This window comes from Terrimonas rubra, assembly GCF_042686025.1.
In the GTDB taxonomy this organism is placed as follows: Bacteria; Bacteroidota; Bacteroidia; order Chitinophagales; family Chitinophagaceae; genus Terrimonas; species Terrimonas rubra.
Genome location: NZ_JBHUOZ010000001.1, coordinates 1,472,538 through 1,489,609 on the forward strand (window position 1 = coordinate 1,472,538; position 17,072 = coordinate 1,489,609).

General features: G+C 43.4%; 13 protein-coding genes. 9 read left to right on the top strand and 4 right to left on the bottom strand.

Annotation, left to right across the window (positions count from 1 at the left end; genetic code table 11):
* Positions 1-88: 88 nt before the first annotated feature.
* Entirely contained in the window at positions 89-1,483 is a 1,395-nt protein-coding gene (locus tag ACFS6H_RS06205) for a serine hydrolase (protein ID WP_386096346.1), read from the top strand.
* Positions 1,480-2,481, top strand: a complete 1,002-nt coding sequence (locus tag ACFS6H_RS06210) for an FAD:protein FMN transferase (protein WP_386096348.1) — start codon at positions 1,480-1,482, stop codon at positions 2,479-2,481. Before ACFS6H_RS06205 ends, ACFS6H_RS06210 begins: the two co-directional genes overlap by 4 nt.
* Positions 2,482-2,528: 47 nt before the next feature.
* On the opposite strand, the gene ACFS6H_RS06215 is transcribed toward ACFS6H_RS06210, so the two are convergent.
* Positions 2,529-4,082: a sulfatase family protein gene (locus ACFS6H_RS06215; RefSeq protein WP_386096350.1), complete on the bottom strand. Its 1,554-nt coding sequence runs from the start codon at positions 4,080-4,082 to the stop codon at positions 2,529-2,531.
* A gap of 202 nt (positions 4,083-4,284) precedes the next feature.
* On the opposite strand from ACFS6H_RS06215, the gene ACFS6H_RS06220 reads away from it, so the two are divergent.
* The 4 genes from ACFS6H_RS06220 to ACFS6H_RS06235 all read left to right on the top strand — a co-directional run bounded on the left by ACFS6H_RS06220 (position 4,285) and on the right by ACFS6H_RS06235 (position 9,753).
* The gene (locus ACFS6H_RS06220) at positions 4,285-5,772 is read left to right on the top strand and encodes an alpha-L-fucosidase (protein ID WP_386096352.1); all 1,488 of its coding nucleotides are present in this window, start codon (positions 4,285-4,287) and stop codon (positions 5,770-5,772) included.
* 64 nt (positions 5,773-5,836) lie between these two features.
* Positions 5,837-7,042 (top strand): glycoside hydrolase family 27 protein, encoded by a 1,206-nt coding sequence (locus ACFS6H_RS06225; protein ID WP_386096354.1) that lies wholly within the window; start codon positions 5,837-5,839, stop codon positions 7,040-7,042.
* Positions 7,043-7,073: 31 nt separating this feature from the next.
* The gene (locus ACFS6H_RS06230; protein WP_386096356.1) at positions 7,074-8,564 is read left to right on the top strand and encodes an arylsulfatase; all 1,491 of its coding nucleotides are present in this window, start codon (positions 7,074-7,076) and stop codon (positions 8,562-8,564) included.
* Between the two features lie 97 nt (positions 8,565-8,661).
* On the top strand, positions 8,662-9,753 hold the full coding sequence (locus tag ACFS6H_RS06235; protein WP_386096358.1) for a formylglycine-generating enzyme family protein: 1,092 nt from the start codon (positions 8,662-8,664) through the stop codon (positions 9,751-9,753).
* 1 nt (position 9,754) lies between these two features.
* Here ACFS6H_RS06235 and ACFS6H_RS06240 read toward each other — a convergent pair whose 3' ends face one another.
* The 3 genes from ACFS6H_RS06240 to ACFS6H_RS06250 all read right to left on the bottom strand — a co-directional run bounded on the left by ACFS6H_RS06240 (position 9,755) and on the right by ACFS6H_RS06250 (position 13,708).
* Positions 9,755-10,765: a S41 family peptidase gene (locus tag ACFS6H_RS06240; protein WP_386096360.1), complete on the bottom strand. Its 1,011-nt coding sequence runs from the start codon at positions 10,763-10,765 to the stop codon at positions 9,755-9,757.
* Between the two features lie 97 nt (positions 10,766-10,862).
* Positions 10,863-12,572: a single-stranded-DNA-specific exonuclease RecJ gene (gene recJ / locus ACFS6H_RS06245; protein ID WP_386096362.1), complete on the bottom strand. Its 1,710-nt coding sequence runs from the start codon at positions 12,570-12,572 to the stop codon at positions 10,863-10,865.
* A gap of 173 nt (positions 12,573-12,745) precedes the next feature.
* Positions 12,746-13,708 (bottom strand): polyprenyl synthetase family protein, encoded by a 963-nt coding sequence (locus tag ACFS6H_RS06250; protein WP_386096364.1) that lies wholly within the window; start codon positions 13,706-13,708, stop codon positions 12,746-12,748.
* A gap of 194 nt (positions 13,709-13,902) precedes the next feature.
* Between ACFS6H_RS06250 and ACFS6H_RS06255 the strand changes: the two genes are divergently transcribed.
* The 3 genes from ACFS6H_RS06255 (at position 13,903) to ACFS6H_RS06265 (ending at position 16,890) form a co-directional block, all read left to right on the top strand.
* A complete protein-coding gene (locus tag ACFS6H_RS06255; RefSeq protein ID WP_386096366.1) occupies positions 13,903-15,549 on the top strand; it encodes an OmpA family protein in 1,647 nt (548 codons plus the stop codon).
* A 200-nt stretch (positions 15,550-15,749) separates the two neighbouring features.
* On the top strand, positions 15,750-16,574 hold the full coding sequence (locus tag ACFS6H_RS06260) for an outer membrane protein assembly factor BamD (RefSeq protein WP_386096368.1): 825 nt from the start codon (positions 15,750-15,752) through the stop codon (positions 16,572-16,574).
* Entirely contained in the window at positions 16,549-16,890 is a 342-nt protein-coding gene (locus ACFS6H_RS06265; RefSeq protein WP_386096370.1) for a DNA-directed RNA polymerase subunit omega, read from the top strand. Before ACFS6H_RS06260 ends, ACFS6H_RS06265 begins: the two co-directional genes overlap by 26 nt.
* Positions 16,891-17,072 lie beyond the last annotated feature (182 nt).

Consider the following 17,072-nt stretch of genomic DNA (forward strand, 5'->3'; position numbering starts at 1 on the left):
GGCTATAGGTGGTAGCTTGTTGCCTTGTTTTATATGAATATTTTATCCGGCTGTACTTAGTTTCCTAACTTAGCTAAAACAAATCCTTATGCAAAAGGAATCGGTACGGGTAAAGCTTTTTTTGCTTTGTATACTTATTACTTCAGGCATTTCTGTACAATGCCAAGAAAACAGGGCAACCATTATAGATTCTATGATACACCGGGCAAACCGGCTGGGCATTTTTAACGGTAATGTATTAATAGCCGACAAGGGTAAAATACTGTACCAGAAAGCTATTGGCTGGACCGATCCAACCCATAAAACGCGGCTCACCCAACAGCACCGTTTTCACATAGGTTCCATTGCCAAAGAGTTTAATGCGGTAGCTATTATGCTGTTGAAGGAGCAGGGAAAGCTGAACCTTGATGATAAAGTGGCACAATACCTGCCGGAGCTGCCAGCCTGGGCAGGAAAGATCGGTATTATAAACCTGCTGCAATATACCAGTGGCCTGCCTGATGTAAAATGGAAGACCGTTAAATCAGATGCAGATAATATGCAGGATTTAATGACCCTGCAGAAACTGGATTTTGAACCGGGTACCAACTATGCCTATAATAACAATAATGTTTTTTTACAGCGCAGGATCATTGAAAAAATAACCGGTAAAACTTTTAATGCCTTTGTGGAAGAGCAGTTATTAAAACCCTGTAATATGACGAACGCAAGGGTTGACCCACCGGCAAGTGATACTTTGCTGACAACAGCATTTAATAACGAAGGGAAAGCTAATTCATTGATCATACCCATTTCCGGCTGGACCGCCGTAACCCTGGACGATTTTTATAAATGGTCGCAAAGTATTTCTTCTTTCCGCCTGCTTTCTCCAGAAACTACAAAATCCATATTGGTGCCGGTACGTCCTAATACACAATCAGGACTCGGTGGCGGGTATATGGAAGGCGAACAGGTAATGCGGCATATACACGACGGAAGCGCTTTTAATTATAATGCTTTACTGGTAAGTGACCCGCCCAAACAACGCACCGTTATATTAATGACCAATAACAAACAGGGTAATTTATATGAGCTGAATGCGGCCATACAGGCTATTCTTGATGGTAAGCCATATAAACAGCCTAAAAAACCGGTTACAGGTCTATTGCAAAAACAAATGGACAAGTTAGGTGCAAAGGCATTGATAAGGGAATATGAAAAACTGAAAAAACAGCCATCGCAGGAATATGATTTTGATAGCGAATCTTCATTAAATGAAATAGGTTATGCTTACCTGGGTAAGAACCGGGTGGATGATGCTATCCTGATTTTTGAATACAATACAAAACTATTTCCTGCATCGGGAAATGTTTTTGACAGCCTGGGGGAAGCCTATTATAAAAAAGGAAATACCAAAAAAGCGCTGCTAAATTATAAACGTTCACTTGAACTTGATCCGGGCAATACAAATGCAAAAGCCCTTATTGAAACATTGGGTAAATGATGAGATCAAAAATTGCTATACTCGGCGTTTTGTTATTATGTAACCTGGGGGTGTTTGCCCAGGTTTTAAGGAAACGAACAGTTACCTTAATGGGTAGCCGGTTCGATATTACCATCGTGGATAAGGATTCAATATCTGCCGAAGCAAATATTGATGCGGTGATTGCGGAAGTATCAAGGATTGAAGACCTGATATCTGACTGGCGATCCTATACCCAGGTATCAAAAGTGAATCAAAATGCCGGGATAACACCTGTGAAAGTGGATAAGGAAGTATTTGAGCTAACAGAACGGGCTATCCGTTTATCCGAGCTCACCGGTGGTGCTTTTGATATAAGTTTTGCGGCCATGGACAGGATCTGGAAATTTGATGGTTCTATGACCAGTATGCCCTCACCGGAAGCCATCAAAAAATCAGTGGCTAAAGTGGGTTACAAAAATATCATACTCAATAAAAAGGAAAGTACCATCTTCCTGAAGTTAAAAGGCATGAAGATAGGGTTCGGCGCCCTGGGCGAAGGGTATGCGGCCGATAAATGTAAAGCCATGATGATGGCCAAAGGAGTACCGGCAGGCATTATAAATGGTTCGGGTGATATGAATACCTGGGGCAAACGCCCGGATGGCAGCAACTGGAATATCGGTATCACAGACCCTAAAGACACCGATCGTTTTTTTGCCATCATTCCTTTGGACAGCGGCGCGGTTGTTACTTCCGGTAGTTATGAAAAGTTTGTCACCTTCAATGGGAAAAGATATGCGCATATCATTAACCCCAAAACAGGTTATCCTGCCACCGGGCTAAGCAGTGTTACTGTGTTTGGCCCGGGTGCCGAACTGGCTAACGGGCTGAGTACTTCCATCATGGTATTAGGCAAACAGGCTGGCTTAAGGCTTTTAAAACGTTTTCCCGGAATGAGCGCTATCCTGGTAGATGATCATGGCCGGTATACAAGCTCTCCTGGTCTTGATATTTCAAAATACCTGGTAGCGCAATAAACTTCATTTTACCAGTTGTTAACCCTGGAATTATCCCCGCGGGTTGTTTACCGGAAGCCTGCAATCCTTAAGGCGGCAGTATCCTTATACTGTACCATTAAATTTTTTAAAGATGATTTTAACTGACTGACCAGCATGGTATTTTTTTTCAGGGCATAAATATTCTTCATTTCATCCGGATCATTCTTCAGATCATACAATTCCCAGCTATCAATACCACCGTAAAACCTGATCAGTTTATATTGTTCGGTACGCAAACCAAAATGCGGATACACATGGTGAGGCTCCGGAAACTCATAATAGTGGTAATAAACCTGTTTACGCCAGCCAGGCGATTTTTTGCCTTTTACTAACGGCATCACCGAAACTCCCTGTACTTCGGCCGGTACTTTTATCCCGGCCGCATCCAGTAAAGTGGCTGACCAATCCTGCCCCAGGGTAAAGTCATTAATAACGGTACCGGGTTTAATGACACCGGGGTAACGCATCATAAAGGCCGTGCGCAATGACTGTTCATACATGAACCGTTTATCAAACCAGCCATGTTCACCCATATAAAACCCCTGGTCAGAAGCATAGATCACAATGGTATTTTCTGCCAGCCCCGTTTCATCAAGGTATTGTAATAACCGGCCTATATTCCGGTCCAGGGAATTGGCTGTGGCCAGGTAATCTTTCATATAACGCTGGTATTTCCATTCTGTCAAAGCTTTACCGGTCAGTTTCTTCTCGTCAAACTCTTTACTGATCTTGTTTTCATAATAATCATAAAACAATTTCTTCTGTTCACCTTCCAGCCGGTTATAATCCCTCATTTTGGTATAGTCCGCATGTATCTTCAGGTCCGAGTTCAGCAACATGGTTTTATCAATGGTCATGTCCTGTTTTGCTGCGGCTTCACGGCCTTTATAGTCATCATAAAAATTATCCGGCAGCGGGAAATTAATATGGTCATAAGCACCAAGATCTTCAATAGCAGGTAACCACTCGCGGTGGGTGGCTTTCTGGCCTACTACCAGGAAAAATGGTTTATCGGCATCACGTTCCTGCAGCCAGTTAATGGAGGTCCTGGTGATAATATCTGTTACATATCCTTTTACGATAGTCGTATCATCATTAGTATTGATGAATGAAGGATTATAATAATGCCCCTGACCTGGTAACAAGTTCCAGTAATCCAATCCGCGGGGCACATTTTTTAAATGCAGTTTGCCGATCCAGGCAGTCTGGTAGCCGTTTTGTTGTAACAACTCTGGAAAAACAAACTGCGTAGTATCAAAACGAGCTTCGTTGCGGGTAAAGCCGTTTACATGACTATACTTGCCGGTCAGTAAAATGGCCCTGCTGGGTCCGCAGATACTATTGGTGATAAAAGCATTTTTAAATAAAGCGCCTTCCCGCGCAATGCGGTCAATATTGGGTGTCTGTGCTATTTTATTACCGTATGCGCCAATGGCCTGGTAGGCATGATCATCTGAAAAAATAAAAATGATATTTGGCTGTTTACGTGCTTTTTGCGGCTCCGGTTGTTTACCGGATGTGCCTGTCAGTAAAATGGTCAATAAAATGACCAACGGGATATATTTTTTTGCATACAACATAACAGGCAACAGTTAATTTAAGAGATATAAAATTGGATACCTTAAATGTAAGCAATACTTTATGTTTAGCCCCTGTTTCAAAGTAAAATTTAATGCACCCGTTTGCATGTGGTTATATCGAAAACTTCCGATATTTTTAAAGCTTATTGCAGGAGCCCGGCTGTTGTACTGGTTACAGTGAACCGGTTATTAAACAAATGCCATGTATAAAACCGTCTTACTTTTTATTATACTGTTAGCAGGCAATACCCTGTTTGCCCAGTTACAAATACCCGCTACCACACCCAATAAAGCACAGCAGGCTTTAATCAAACGCGGTTATGGCATGTTTATCCATTTTGGCATTAATACGTTTGCCGATATTGAATGGTCAGATGGTACCATTCCTGTTGAAAAATACAACCCTACCCAACTCGACCCCGACCAATGGGTAAGAGTGGCCAAAGAAGCGGGCTTCCGCTATGTATTGTTAACGGTTAAACATCATGATGGTTTTTGTTTGTGGGACAGTAAGTATACCAATTATGATGTGGCGGCTTCACCCGTTAAAACGGATGTGGTAAAAGCGGTGGCCGCGGCCTGTAAAAAATACGGCTTACAGTTTGCCATCTACTATTCGCTCTGGGACCGGCACGAACCTACTTATAAAGATAAAGATCCGCAGGTGTATGTTAATTATATGCTGCAGCAACTGACAGAGTTGTTCACCAATTACGGACCCATCTGCGAATTGTGGTTAGATGGTGGCTGGGATAGAAAACCCGACCAATGGGGCATTGATAAAATATATGCGCTGGCTAAAAAATACAACCCGCTTTGTGCCGTGAGTGTGAACCATACCATTGTGAACGAGGAAGGGAAAAGAAAATTCACTTTACCTTCTGATATGACGGAGGATAACAAGTACTACTTCCATTACTTTCCTTCTGATTTCCGTTTATGGGACCCCAAGATCATCAACCTGTTCGATAAAAAACAATATCTCCACCAGGGCAGATCCTACTACCTTCCTTTTGAACATACGATATGCATTAGTAAAAACTGGAACTGGTTCCAGAAATCTGTACAACTCCCCACCCGGAGCGTTGACGAACTCGAGGAACTGTTTTACTGGACCACCGCCAACGACAATAGCCTGGTGATGAATATTCCTCCGGATGCTACCGGCCGCATCAGGGAATACGAAGCCAATACGGCGATAGAGCTGGCAAAAAGATTAGGCCTGGCTGCAGGTAAACCATTACCTAAAAACGGTAAATTCATTTCCCTGCTTCAGCCGGTTACGGCAAACAATACCTGGCCGGATAATAACAATGAATACGCGGCCATAAAAATAAACGATGGTAAAATGGACACCCGCTGGGCAGCAAAAGATACTACGGCCCAACTGGAAATGACTTTAGACCCGAATCAGTCCTTTGATAAGATAAGCATCTTCGAATACCAGGACGTGAGAAATTCAACAGACGGTTTTTCACAAATAAGAGAACCCCGGATCAAGGCATACAACATTGATATCCGCATTAATGATCAATGGCAGACTATTTACCTGGCCGAAGAAACAATAGGTGACTGCAAGGTGATCCGGCTACCCAAAAAATACAAAACAAATAAACTAAGGCTCAATATTACCCGGGCAACGGCACCACCTTCTATTTATGAAATAGCTGTTATTAACAGGAATAGGTAGCAGGTTGTATGTTATCAGCTGCAGTACAAAATAAATTTCGGTAAATGTTTAAACTATAATACGAATGCGTTTGATATTAATGGCTGTAAGCTTGTTGATTTTAACACCTGTTTTTGCACAACAAAAAAAACTGGCTGCAAAACCTCCCATGGGTTGGATGAGCTGGAACCTGCTGGCCGATAATGTGACCGAACAGGATATCCGTTCCATGGCCGATGCCATGGTGAGTACAGGCATGGTAAAAGCCGGTTACAACTATATATTTATTGATGATGGCTGGCAGGGCGGCCGTGATAAAAAAAACAATATCATCCCCGACCCGGCAAAATTCCCCTCCGGTATCAAAGCCCTGGCTGATTATGTACACCAGCGTGGCATTAAACTGGGTATTTACAGTGATGCCGCACCTTTAACCTGTGCCGGTTATACAGCCAGTTTACACTTTGAGCAGCAGGATGCGAAAACCTTTGCTTCCTGGGAAGTTGATTTTTTAAAATACGATTACTGCGGCGCACCCGAAGATGTGGCCACGGCCAAAGCCCGTTATACCACCATGGGCAATGCTTTAAAAAAATCGGGCCGCGATATTGTATTCAGCGTATGCGAATGGGGCCCGCGTAAACCCTGGTTATGGGCTGCAGAAGCAGGCGGCAATTTATGGCGCACCACTTATGATATCCGTGATAAATGGAAACGTAAAACAGGCGAGGAGGGCAGTGAAGGTATCTGGGATATATACGAAGTAAACGTGGCCTTACAGGATTATGCCGGTCCGGGTAAATGGAACGATGCGGATATGCTGGTGGCCGGTTTATATGGTAAAAAGGGCCCCTCTTCCTATAAAGGAGGGAATGGTTGTACACAGGCCGAATACCAGAGCCAGTTTAGTTTATGGGCCATGATGAGCTCGCCCTTATATGCCAGTTGTGATATCCGTACCATGGATGAGGCAACCAAAAACATTCTCCTGAATGAAGAAATAATTGCCATTAACCAGGACGAACTGGGTAAACAGGCCGAACGCAAAATAAACAACGAAGGCTGGGATATATTGGTAAAACCTTTGGCCAATGGCGACTATGCTGTTGCTGTTTTAAACAAAGCCGATACAGAGCAAACAACCACGGTCAATTTTAGTGAACTGGGTTTAACGGGGAAATACATGGTAAAAGATCTGTGGCAGCATAAGCAGGTAACTAAGGGTAAAAGCTGGAAAGGAAAACTTGCTTCGCATGAAACAAAACTATTTCGTTTAAGCGCTCAACAATAAACATACGATGCGTATTCATACATATACTGCCATGAACAAGATATTACCCGTACTACTGGCTTTTTTGATAACGGGTATAACAACCTATGCCCAGGGTAAAAAATCCAAGAAGCAGCACAATAAGCTTCCCAATATTATTTATATCTACGCCGATGACCTGGGTTATGCCGAGCTGGGCAGTTATGGGCAGCAAAAAATTAAAACACCTCACCTCGATAAAATGGCGGCGGAAGGCATGCGTTTTACCCAGCACTATACCAGTATACCGGTTTGTGCGCCGGCAAGGGCCATGTTAATGACCGGTAAAAACGGGGGTAAGTCCTATATCCGGGGCAACCATGAACTGGGCGGTTTTCCGGATAGTACAGAGCGTGGCCAAATGCCTTTAAAAGCGGAGGAGTTTACAGTGGCGGAACTGTTAAAACAAAAAGGATATGCCACTGCCTTAACCGGTAAGTGGGGACTGGGTATGCATAATACCGAAGGCTCACCCAATAAACAGGGCTTTGATTATTACTACGGTTACCTGGATCAGAAGCAGGCACATAACTATTATCCCACCCATTTATGGGAAAATGGTAAATGGGATTCTTTACACCAGCCTTTCATTACCGTACATAAACGGTTAGATTCAACCACGGCAACCGATAAGGATTTTGATTACTTCACCGGTAAGACCTATGCTCCTGAAAAAATGACCGAGAAAGCCCTGGCATTCATCGATCAAAATAAAACAACCCCGTTCTTTTTATACATGCCATACACTATACCGCATGTGTCCTTGCAGGCACCTGTGGAATATGTGAAACAATATATCGGCCTGTTTAATGAAAGGCCCTATTACGGGCAGCAGGGGTATTCCTCCACCAAATATCCCTTATCTACCTATGCCGCTATGATCACTTACCTGGATGCGCAGGTGGGTATCATTATGCAACATATTAAAGAACTGGGCCTCGACGATAATACGCTCATCATGTTCAGCAGTGACAATGGCCCGAGTTTTAATGGCGGGGTAGATGTGAAATTCTTTAATAGTGTAGCAGGCTTGCGGGGTTTAAAAATGGATGTATACGAAGGCGGTATCCGTATGCCCTTTATAGCCCGCTGGCCCGGTAAAATAAAAGCAGGGTCGGTAAGCGACCTGGTATCGGTACAGTATGATCTTATGGCCACCCTGGCTGATCTTACGGGTCAGCAGGCGCCGCCTAACGATGGTGTTTCCTACCTGCCTACCTTGCTGGGAAAAACCAAACAGCAAAAAGACCGGGAATATATTTATTTTGAATATCCTGAAAAAGGAGGACAGGTAGCCATTCGTATGGGTAATTGGAAAGGCGTACGTACCAATGTGCGCAAAAATAAAAACGCTCCATGGCAGTTATACGATCTGTCTACCGATGTAAATGAGACCAAAGATATTGCTCAGCAACACCCCGCCATTATTGAACGTTTTAAAGCCATTCAAAAAAAGGAACACCATACGGCGGTATTAAAAGAATGGGAATTTTTAGATGAATAATCTCTGTGCCTGGCAGACCACTTATCTTTAAGTATTAATTAATAGCAGCATGGGGCTAATGGCCTATATACAAATAAAAAAAAGCGTACCGGCGATAATGATGTTGTCATTATTGGCTGGTTGTAATTCAGAATCGGGTTCTCAGCAGGAAACAACCGCACCAGATTCTGCGCATAGCTGTATGCAAACGCCGGCAAGGTTTGCTACAGGCAGCGGAACGGACAGTATACATTTTAACGGTGATACTTCTACCGCTGATATGGTATTGATACCAGCCGGTCGTTTTGAAATGGGTGGCGATAATAATCAGGCCGATAAAGATGAATACCCCAAGCATACTGTTCAGCTTAATGCTTTTTACATAGATGTACATGAGGTAACCAATGCACAATTCAAAGCCTTTGTTGATGCAACAAACTATATTACCACAGCAGAAAGAAAACCCGATTGGGAGGAACTAAAAAAAACATTACCCCCTGGTACGCCACAACCTCCGGATAGTGTATTGGTCGCGGCCTCTCTTGTTTTTAAAACAACGGCCGGACCCGTTAACCTGCAGGACTATAGCCAATGGTGGGAATGGGTGCCTGGCGCCAGCTGGAAACACCCGCAGGGTCCGGGGAGCAATATTACCGGTAAGGATAATTATCCCGTAGTACATATCAGCTGGGATGATGCGATGGCCTATTGTAAATGGTCGGGTAAGCGTTTACCTACCGAGGCCGAGTGGGAATATGCAGCCCGTGGCGGAAAACAAAATAATATCTACCCCTGGGGTAATGAGCATATCAATGCCGGGTCGCCCAAAGCCAATAGCTGGGAAGGAAATTTCCCCTACCTGAATAAAAAAACGGATGGCTATATTACTGCCGCACCGGTAAAAAAGTATGCCCCCAATCCATATGGGTTATATGATATGGCCGGCAATGTATGGGAATGGTGCAGCGACTGGTACGACTTCAATTACTATCAAACCGCAAAAGATAAGATCACCCAGAATCCGCAAGGGCCTGTACAATCCTTCGATCCGCAGGACCCCTATACACCCAAACGTTCCTTACGTGGCGGCAGCTTTTTATGTAACGATGTTTACTGCAGCGGCTACCGTGTAGCCCGGCGTATGAAAACATCACCCGATACGGGTATGGAACATACGGGCTTCAGGTGTGTAAGGGATGTTACAAACTAAACTATTGTTGCAGCCATTGTAAGGCGGCAAGTACCGTCAGGTCTTTGTCAATGGCGTGAAAAGCATCATTACCTTTTATCGTAATGTCGGGTAATACGACTTCGGGTAGTGCCTGTTGATGTTTATCGGCTATCCTGGCGGTGGAAATAAGAAAATAAACCTCCTTACCTATTACAAAACCCGCGGTAGCATTGGCTAAGCCGGCCGTGGCTTCTCCGAATAACTTTGTATGTTCCCGTTGTTTAAAAATAGCAGCGGTTAATTCTCCTGAGCTTCCGGTTCCCGCCCCTGTTAATACTGCTATTTTCGCCTGTGGAAATCCGGGTATAAGACTGTCGATCTTAGCCTGTACTACTCCATCCATTAAAAACTGTCCATCTTTAAAAGCTGATTTGTCTGAAGCCTGTCCATGGTGATCAAGATAATAACTTACAGTCCCATCCGGGAAAAAAGGTGCCAGCCCGGCCAGCATGGGCCTGATATTGCCGCCGCCATTCAGGCGCAGGTCAATGATCCAGCCGGTGGGAGCTTGTTCCTGTAAATCCTTAACAGCACGGTAAAGCGCATTAGCCCTTTCATCAATATCCTTTTGTTTGTTTACACCTATAAATGGTACACGCAGATAGGCTATCCCGTTCATCATCCGTTGTACAATACGCGGACCTTCCAGCCAGGCCGCTTTAATGGAGTCGGTATAACGGGCCATGAGTACATCATTACTCAACTTATACTGGTCGTCATAATGATAATACATAGCATGTTTATCGCCCAGTGCATCAAAAGCTATTTTCAGGGCTTCAAAAGTACCGGCTTTGGTTTTGGCATTTTTTGCTTTTGCAAATACCCGTTGCCGGGTCTTTTGCCAGTTTACGGAAGGGGAGTATAAAGAGTTTGTTTCCAGTATGGCCAGGCAGCTGTCAATATGTTTTTTGATGGAATCCGGTAACTGTGCCTGTGCTGCAGCAGCAAGCCTTGTAAAGAGTAATAGTAGGATAAGTGTTCTTAGTATCATTATATGTCATTATTGTATAACAATAAAAACATAAAACTACTTTCGGGCGGTAGGTCTGCCAATAGGTAGTATTGCCCAAATATCTCCAGTAATTGAATCAGGCAGAAGCCGGCTTTATATCTATCACCATCATTTGTAAGGTTTTGTTACCCTGCCATTCGTTCTCCTCAATTTTATACACAATATCAAAAGGCTGTTTGTTGCTGACAAAGCCGAACTTTTCATGCAGGCCAAAACCGATGCCGGTAATAGTGGTATCATTTTGTTTAATTACAAAACGGATATGCTGCTCTTTGACCACTTTTGAAAAACCGGTATCCACTACGTTACGGCTGATAAAAACGGGCCGGTCATTTAATGGTCCGAAAGGTTCCATCTGGTGTAGTATTTTATAAAACACGGGGGTAATACTGCTCAGGGTTATCTCGGCATCTATGGTTATCTCCGGTGTCATCAGTTCTTCGGGCATGGTAGCGGCCACAACGGTTTCAAACTTTTGGCGGAATGCTTCTACCTGGTCAATCTCCAGTGTCATGCCCGCTGCGGCAAAATGTCCTCCATAGCCTAAGAGGTGTTCCTTACAGGCATGTACGGCTTCGTATAAATTAAAGCCCGGTACACTGCGGGCACTGCCGGCTGCATACTCACCGCTTTGTGTTAATATAATAGTGGGGCGGTAAAAATGTTCAATGATCCTCGAGGCTACAATACCCACTACGCCCTTATGCCAGTGCGACTGGTATAATACGGTAGAACGGCTGTTCACCCATTCGGGGTTATTCCTGATCAGGGCCAGCGCCTCCTCCGTAGTGCTGCTGTCGGCAATCTTCCTGTCGCTGTTATCGCTGTGTAACTGCCGGGCATAATCCACTGCTTCGGCATAGGTTTTGGCAACAAAAAGTTGTACGGCTTTACGGGCATCATCCATGCGGCCGGCGGCATTTACACGCGGGGCGATCATAAATACCAGGTTGCTGATGCGTAGAGCTGTTTTTAAGGCACTTAACTCACATAAAGCCCTTATGCCGTTATTGGGGTTTTCATTGGCTTTTTTTAAACCGTAAAAAGCCAGTATACGGTTTTCACCCACCATATCTACAATATCAGCGGCAATGGCAGTGGCTACCAGGTCCAGGTAGGCATGGGGCGTGGTTTCCGGCAGGCCAAGCCTTTCGGATAATGCGGTAATTAATTTATAACCCACACCACAGCCACATAACTCCTTAAAAGGGTAGGGACAATCTTTTTGTTTGGCATTCAATATGGCCACAGCCGGGGGCAGGGTATCATCGGGTAAATGGTGGTCACAAACCACAAAATCAATGCCCAGTGTGGCGGCATAAGCGATGAGGTCGGTGGATTTTATACCACAGTCCAGGGAAACGATTAAAGTGAAGTTATGCTCATGGGCAAAATCAATACCCGCTTTACTCACCCCATAACCTTCCCGGTAACGGTGGGGTATATAAAAGTCCACAGCTTCATGTTGCGACTGTATAAACTGGTACATACAGGCTACTGAAGTGGTGCCGTCCACATCATAATCGCCATATACCAATATCTTCTCCTTATTATTAAATGCTGTAATGATCCGGTTCACGGCCTTTTCCATATCCTTCATCAGCCAGGGGCTGTGCAGATCCGTTAACTGGGGCCGGAAAAAATGTTTGGCCTCCTCAAAACTGGTAATACCGCGCTGTACCAGTATGCCGCAAAGGGCCTGGTTAATATTAAGTGCTTTTTGTAAGGCTAGGGTTTTTTCTGCGTCAGGCTTCAGTATATTCCAGCGTTTTTCCAATGCAATCATTTAAAGTGTTGGTTACAATAATACGCATATAGTTTGGAACTATCACATTTACCGGGCAGTTCGCAGGTTATAGTAGTGGACAATTGACGAATGGCAATGGACAATTGATAAAGGACAATTGACAATGCCTGCCAAACTTTCTGTCTTTCGGACTTTTAATCTTCCTGACTTCCCTAATACTTCCTGTCAGTAACATACTTTACCAGGTCTTCCAGGCCTTTTCTGAATTCGTTATCAGGTAAGGTATATAATATGTCCATGGCAGCCTGCGTATAAGCGTTCATTTTTGCAATGGCATAATCAATACCACCTAATTGCTGTACCTGTTGAATCACCCAGTTTACCTTCTCTTTGTTCTGGTTATCGTTTTTTACAATATGTATGATCTGGCGGCGGGTAGCTTTATCTGCGTGGTTAATAGCATAAATAAGGGGGAGGGTAGCTTTCTTCTCCTTAATATCGTTCCCTGTGGGTTTGCCTACATTCTCGTTGGCGTAATCAAACAGGTCATCTTTGATCTGGAAGGCCATGCCGGTGTTTTCACCAAACTGGCGCATTTTTTCCGCAATTTCTTCGTCCTCGGTTACGGACCAGGCCCCGGCGCTGCAGGCCGATGCCAGCAGGGAGGCGGTTTTATTCTTAATGATCTCGAAATAAATATCCTCGTTCAGGTTCAGCGAACGGGCTTTTTCCATCTGTAATAATTCGCCTTCGCTCATCTTGCGTACAGCGTCCGATAATATATGCAGTACACGGTAATCCTTATTATCCAGGGATAATAATAATCCTTTGGATAACAAATAGTCACCCACCAATACCGATACCTTATTCTTCCACAGCGCATAAACCGAGAAAAAACCCCGGCGTTCCATGGAGTCGTCCACCACATCGTCATGTACCAGGGTGGCAGTGTGCAGGATCTCCACCAGGGAAGCGGCACGGTAGGTAATATCGGTAACCGGGCCAAAGAGCCGGGCCGACAATAAAACGAACATAGGCCGCATTTGCTTGCCTTTCCGCTTTACGATATACCGCATGATCCGGTCTAAAAGGGGAGCCTGGCTTTTTACGGCCTCTTTAAACCGCATTTCAAAAACTTTTAATTCCTCGGTTATTAAATTGGTAGGTAAACTCATTATTAGTGGTAAAGTGGGGCAATTTACGCCTAAATATTGTTAATTAACGATCCATTAAAGCCAACGTTTGCGCAACTAACTAATTGAAATATAATACCAAGGTGAATAAAAAAAATGATAAAAATTTGGTTTTTAAGCATCAAGTTCTATTTTTGCGTTTTATTAAGACAGATTTCAAATCATAATCCTTAGTTATGGCAAGCAAAAAGTTCAAACTTTTATTAGGCATGACCTGCCTTATGAGCCTCACGGCTTTCTCCCAAGTTGGAGTAAGATCGTACGAGGACTCCTCCGTAATTCCTAGTAAACGACTCCCCCAACACACAGAGTTTTTGAATGGAACATACAATTATCCGGCAAAACCTCGTAACCAATGGGAAGTTGGTATCAAGGCCGGTAAGTTCACCGTAATGGGTGATGTACCTTCTCTTTTCCTGACACCAGGTTTTGGTGTACACGTGAGAAAAGCATTAGGATACATGTTCTCTTTACGTGCTGAGTATATGTACGGAATCGGTAAAGGGATGCATTATGCTCCAGGTACCGGTTACGCTGGTAAACAAGGAAATCCCTGGAATGATTTAGGATATGGTACTGCCAATGGTCCTAATAATGTTTATTACAACTACAAAACAGTAACTCAGGACCTTTCTTTACAAGGTGTGATTACTTTAAATAACATCCGTTTTCATAAAGCTAAAACAGGCTTTGTATTCTACGGCTTTGGTGGTATAGGTGCTACTATCTACGAAACCAAGATCAATGCTTTAAATGATGCTGGCAGACCTTATTTTGAGTTTGACCAGATAGCTGCTGCTAACCCTGCGGTTTACAAAGACCGTAAGGATATCAGAAAAGCTTTAAAAGACGCGATGGACAACAGCTACGAAACAAAAGCTGAAAACCACGGTGATTACAGAGCTAAATTATTTGGCCAAACTGTAAGACCATCTGCTACCGTAGGTGCGGGTGTTGCTTTCAAACTTGGACCACGTTTCAACTTAGCACTGGAAGATCGTCATACTTTCATTAAAGACGACTTATTAGACGGTCAGCGCTGGCAGGAAACAGGATCACTGACTGGTGATTTTGATTCTTACAACTTCGCTTCTTTAGGTTTAAACTACAATATCGGTGCTAAAGCGGTTGAGCCTCTGTACTGGTTAAACCCATTAGACTACGCTTACCAGGAAATCCGCAATCCTAAGCTGATGAAAATACCAGATCCGGTATTACCTGATGCTGACGGTGACGGTGTAACTGACCAATTTGACCAGGAGCAAACTCCTGCAGGTTGCCCGGTTGATTCTCATGGTGTTAGCTTAGACACTGACGGTGACGGTGTACCTGATTGTAAAGATAAAGAGTTAATTACTCCTACTTATTGCCAGCCAGTTGACGCTGATGGTGTAGGTAAATGCCCAGTACCTTGTCCTGATCCTGCTACTTGTCCTGGTTTATTTGTTAAAACCAACGAGTGTGCTGACAAATTAGGTCTGTTACCAAGCATTTCTTTCAAAGCAAATTCAAATACTTTATCTGCTGACGCTGAAGCTGTATTAGCTACTGTAGCAGGTAAATTACGCAATGCTCCTGAGTGTAAAGTTGTTGTTGTTGGTTATTGCTCTTCAAGCAAAAAAGAACAACAATTAAGCTGGGATCATGTAAATAAAGTGATCACTTACTTAGTTGAAAAACAAGGTATCAGTGAAGACCGCTTTATCTTTAACTACGGCCAGGAAGGTGGTGACTGTAACACAGTTGACCTGCGTGCTGCTACCGGCGACGAGAGCGGTCCTGCAAGAGTTGAGCCTCCTCACCCGAACCTGCGTAAAAAATAATCAGTTAATTACTTTTTGCTGATATATAAGCCCCTCTATTTCTAGAGGGGCTTTTTTAATGCAGGTAAACAGCCAAAAAACCGGCTCGTCGATAAAAATGCCCCCTAAACCCCTCTTTACCAAAACCTTAACGACCGCTTTTTGGCTTTGTATCTTTTTTCTGTAAGATTTGCGTATAACTATTAACTTTGCACTTCTTTATGCGTATAGGTATAGTAACACTACTGCTCGCTTTCGTCCTGGTTATTACCGGTTGCGGTAAGAGCATCAATAAAATATTAAAAAGCCCTGACCCGGAGTATAAACTGCGTATGGCTGAAAAGTACTATGTAAAGAAAAAGTACAACAAGGCGCAGATCTTATACGAGGACATCATGCCTTTTTACAAAACCAGGCCCGAGTTCCAGGATATTTACTATAAATATGCCTATTGTGCGTACTACCAGAAAGATTACATGAATGCCGAGAACCTTTTCAAAACATTCATGGAAGTGTTTCCTACAAGTACCCGTGCTGAAGAGATTGATTATATGCGGGCTTACTCCTATTACAAACAATCGCCAAAACCGGAACTGGACCAAACCAATACGGTAAAAGCCATGGGAGTAATGCAAACATTCATCAATACCTATCCTAACTCACCACGTGTAGCCGAGGCCCAGAGTATTATTGAACAATGCCGGGGTAAGCTGGAAACAAAGGACAGGAAAAGTGCCCAGTTATATTATGACATGGGCCATTTCAGGGCGGCTGCCGTAGCATTTACCGAAATGCTGGAAGCTTTTCCTGAATCGCAGCAATCGGATGCCTATAAATTAATGGCCATTAAAGCCTGGTACCGTTTTGCCGAAATGAGCGTAGAGGAGAAAAAAATTGAGCGTTACGAAAAAGTAATTGCTGAATATAAAGATTTTGTTGACCGCTTCCCTGAGAGTAAATTACGTAAGGATGCGGAAGAGTTTGTAATATTGTCTGAATCAAATATTAAAAAGTTAAGTAATGAGCAAGTTAAGACGCCAGCTTAGTGCAGGTATTGCCAGTAACGTGGAAACCAAAAACCTTAATGATATTAAGGCTAAAACAGGTAACCTGTACGAATCCATTTCTATTATTGGTAAACGTGCCAACCAGATAAACATTTCTTTGAAAGAAGAATTGCACAATAAACTGGATGAATTTGCCAGCCATACTGATAGCCTGGAAGAAATTCATGAAAATAAAGAGCAAATTGAGATATCAAGGGCTTACGAGCGTATGCCAAACCCTTCTCTTTTAGCTACCCAGGAGTTTTTAGAAGATAAAGTTTATTTCCGTAAAGGAGATGACGAGTTATTCAGCTAGTCGTTATACGGCTGCTTAACCTGTCATAACCAAATAAAAAAGACAAGCTATAAAAGCGACGGGCTGTCCCGTGTTTTTATAGCTTTTTTTATGCAGGCAGTATGATTATTTTTGAGGGGGATACAGGCTTCAGTTATTACATTTGAAATAACTGAACGGGAGAAGAGGATAACAGTATTAAT

Coding starts and splice junctions, on each gene's coding strand:
- ACFS6H_RS06215 (WP_386096350.1), bottom strand. CDS start 4,082: ATGTTGTATGCAAAAAAATATATCCCGTTGGTCATTTTATTGACCATT.
- ACFS6H_RS06265 (WP_386096370.1), top strand. CDS start 16,549: ATGAGCAAGTTAAGACGCCAGCTTAGTGCAGGTATTGCCAGTAACGTG.
- ACFS6H_RS06235 (WP_386096358.1), top strand. CDS start 8,662: ATGATGTTGTCATTATTGGCTGGTTGTAATTCAGAATCGGGTTCTCAG.
- recJ (WP_386096362.1), bottom strand. CDS start 12,572: ATGATTGCATTGGAAAAACGCTGGAATATACTGAAGCCTGACGCAGAA.
- ACFS6H_RS06205 (WP_386096346.1), top strand. CDS start 89: ATGCAAAAGGAATCGGTACGGGTAAAGCTTTTTTTGCTTTGTATACTT.
- ACFS6H_RS06260 (WP_386096368.1), top strand. CDS start 15,750: ATGCGTATAGGTATAGTAACACTACTGCTCGCTTTCGTCCTGGTTATT.
- ACFS6H_RS06220 (WP_386096352.1), top strand. CDS start 4,285: ATGTATAAAACCGTCTTACTTTTTATTATACTGTTAGCAGGCAATACC.
- ACFS6H_RS06240 (WP_386096360.1), bottom strand. CDS start 10,765: ATGATACTAAGAACACTTATCCTACTATTACTCTTTACAAGGCTTGCT.
- ACFS6H_RS06250 (WP_386096364.1), bottom strand. CDS start 13,708: ATGAGTTTACCTACCAATTTAATAACCGAGGAATTAAAAGTTTTTGAA.
- ACFS6H_RS06230 (WP_386096356.1), top strand. CDS start 7,074: ATGAACAAGATATTACCCGTACTACTGGCTTTTTTGATAACGGGTATA.
- ACFS6H_RS06210 (WP_386096348.1), top strand. CDS start 1,480: ATGATGAGATCAAAAATTGCTATACTCGGCGTTTTGTTATTATGTAAC.
- ACFS6H_RS06225 (WP_386096354.1), top strand. CDS start 5,837: ATGCGTTTGATATTAATGGCTGTAAGCTTGTTGATTTTAACACCTGTT.
- ACFS6H_RS06255 (WP_386096366.1), top strand. CDS start 13,903: ATGGCAAGCAAAAAGTTCAAACTTTTATTAGGCATGACCTGCCTTATG.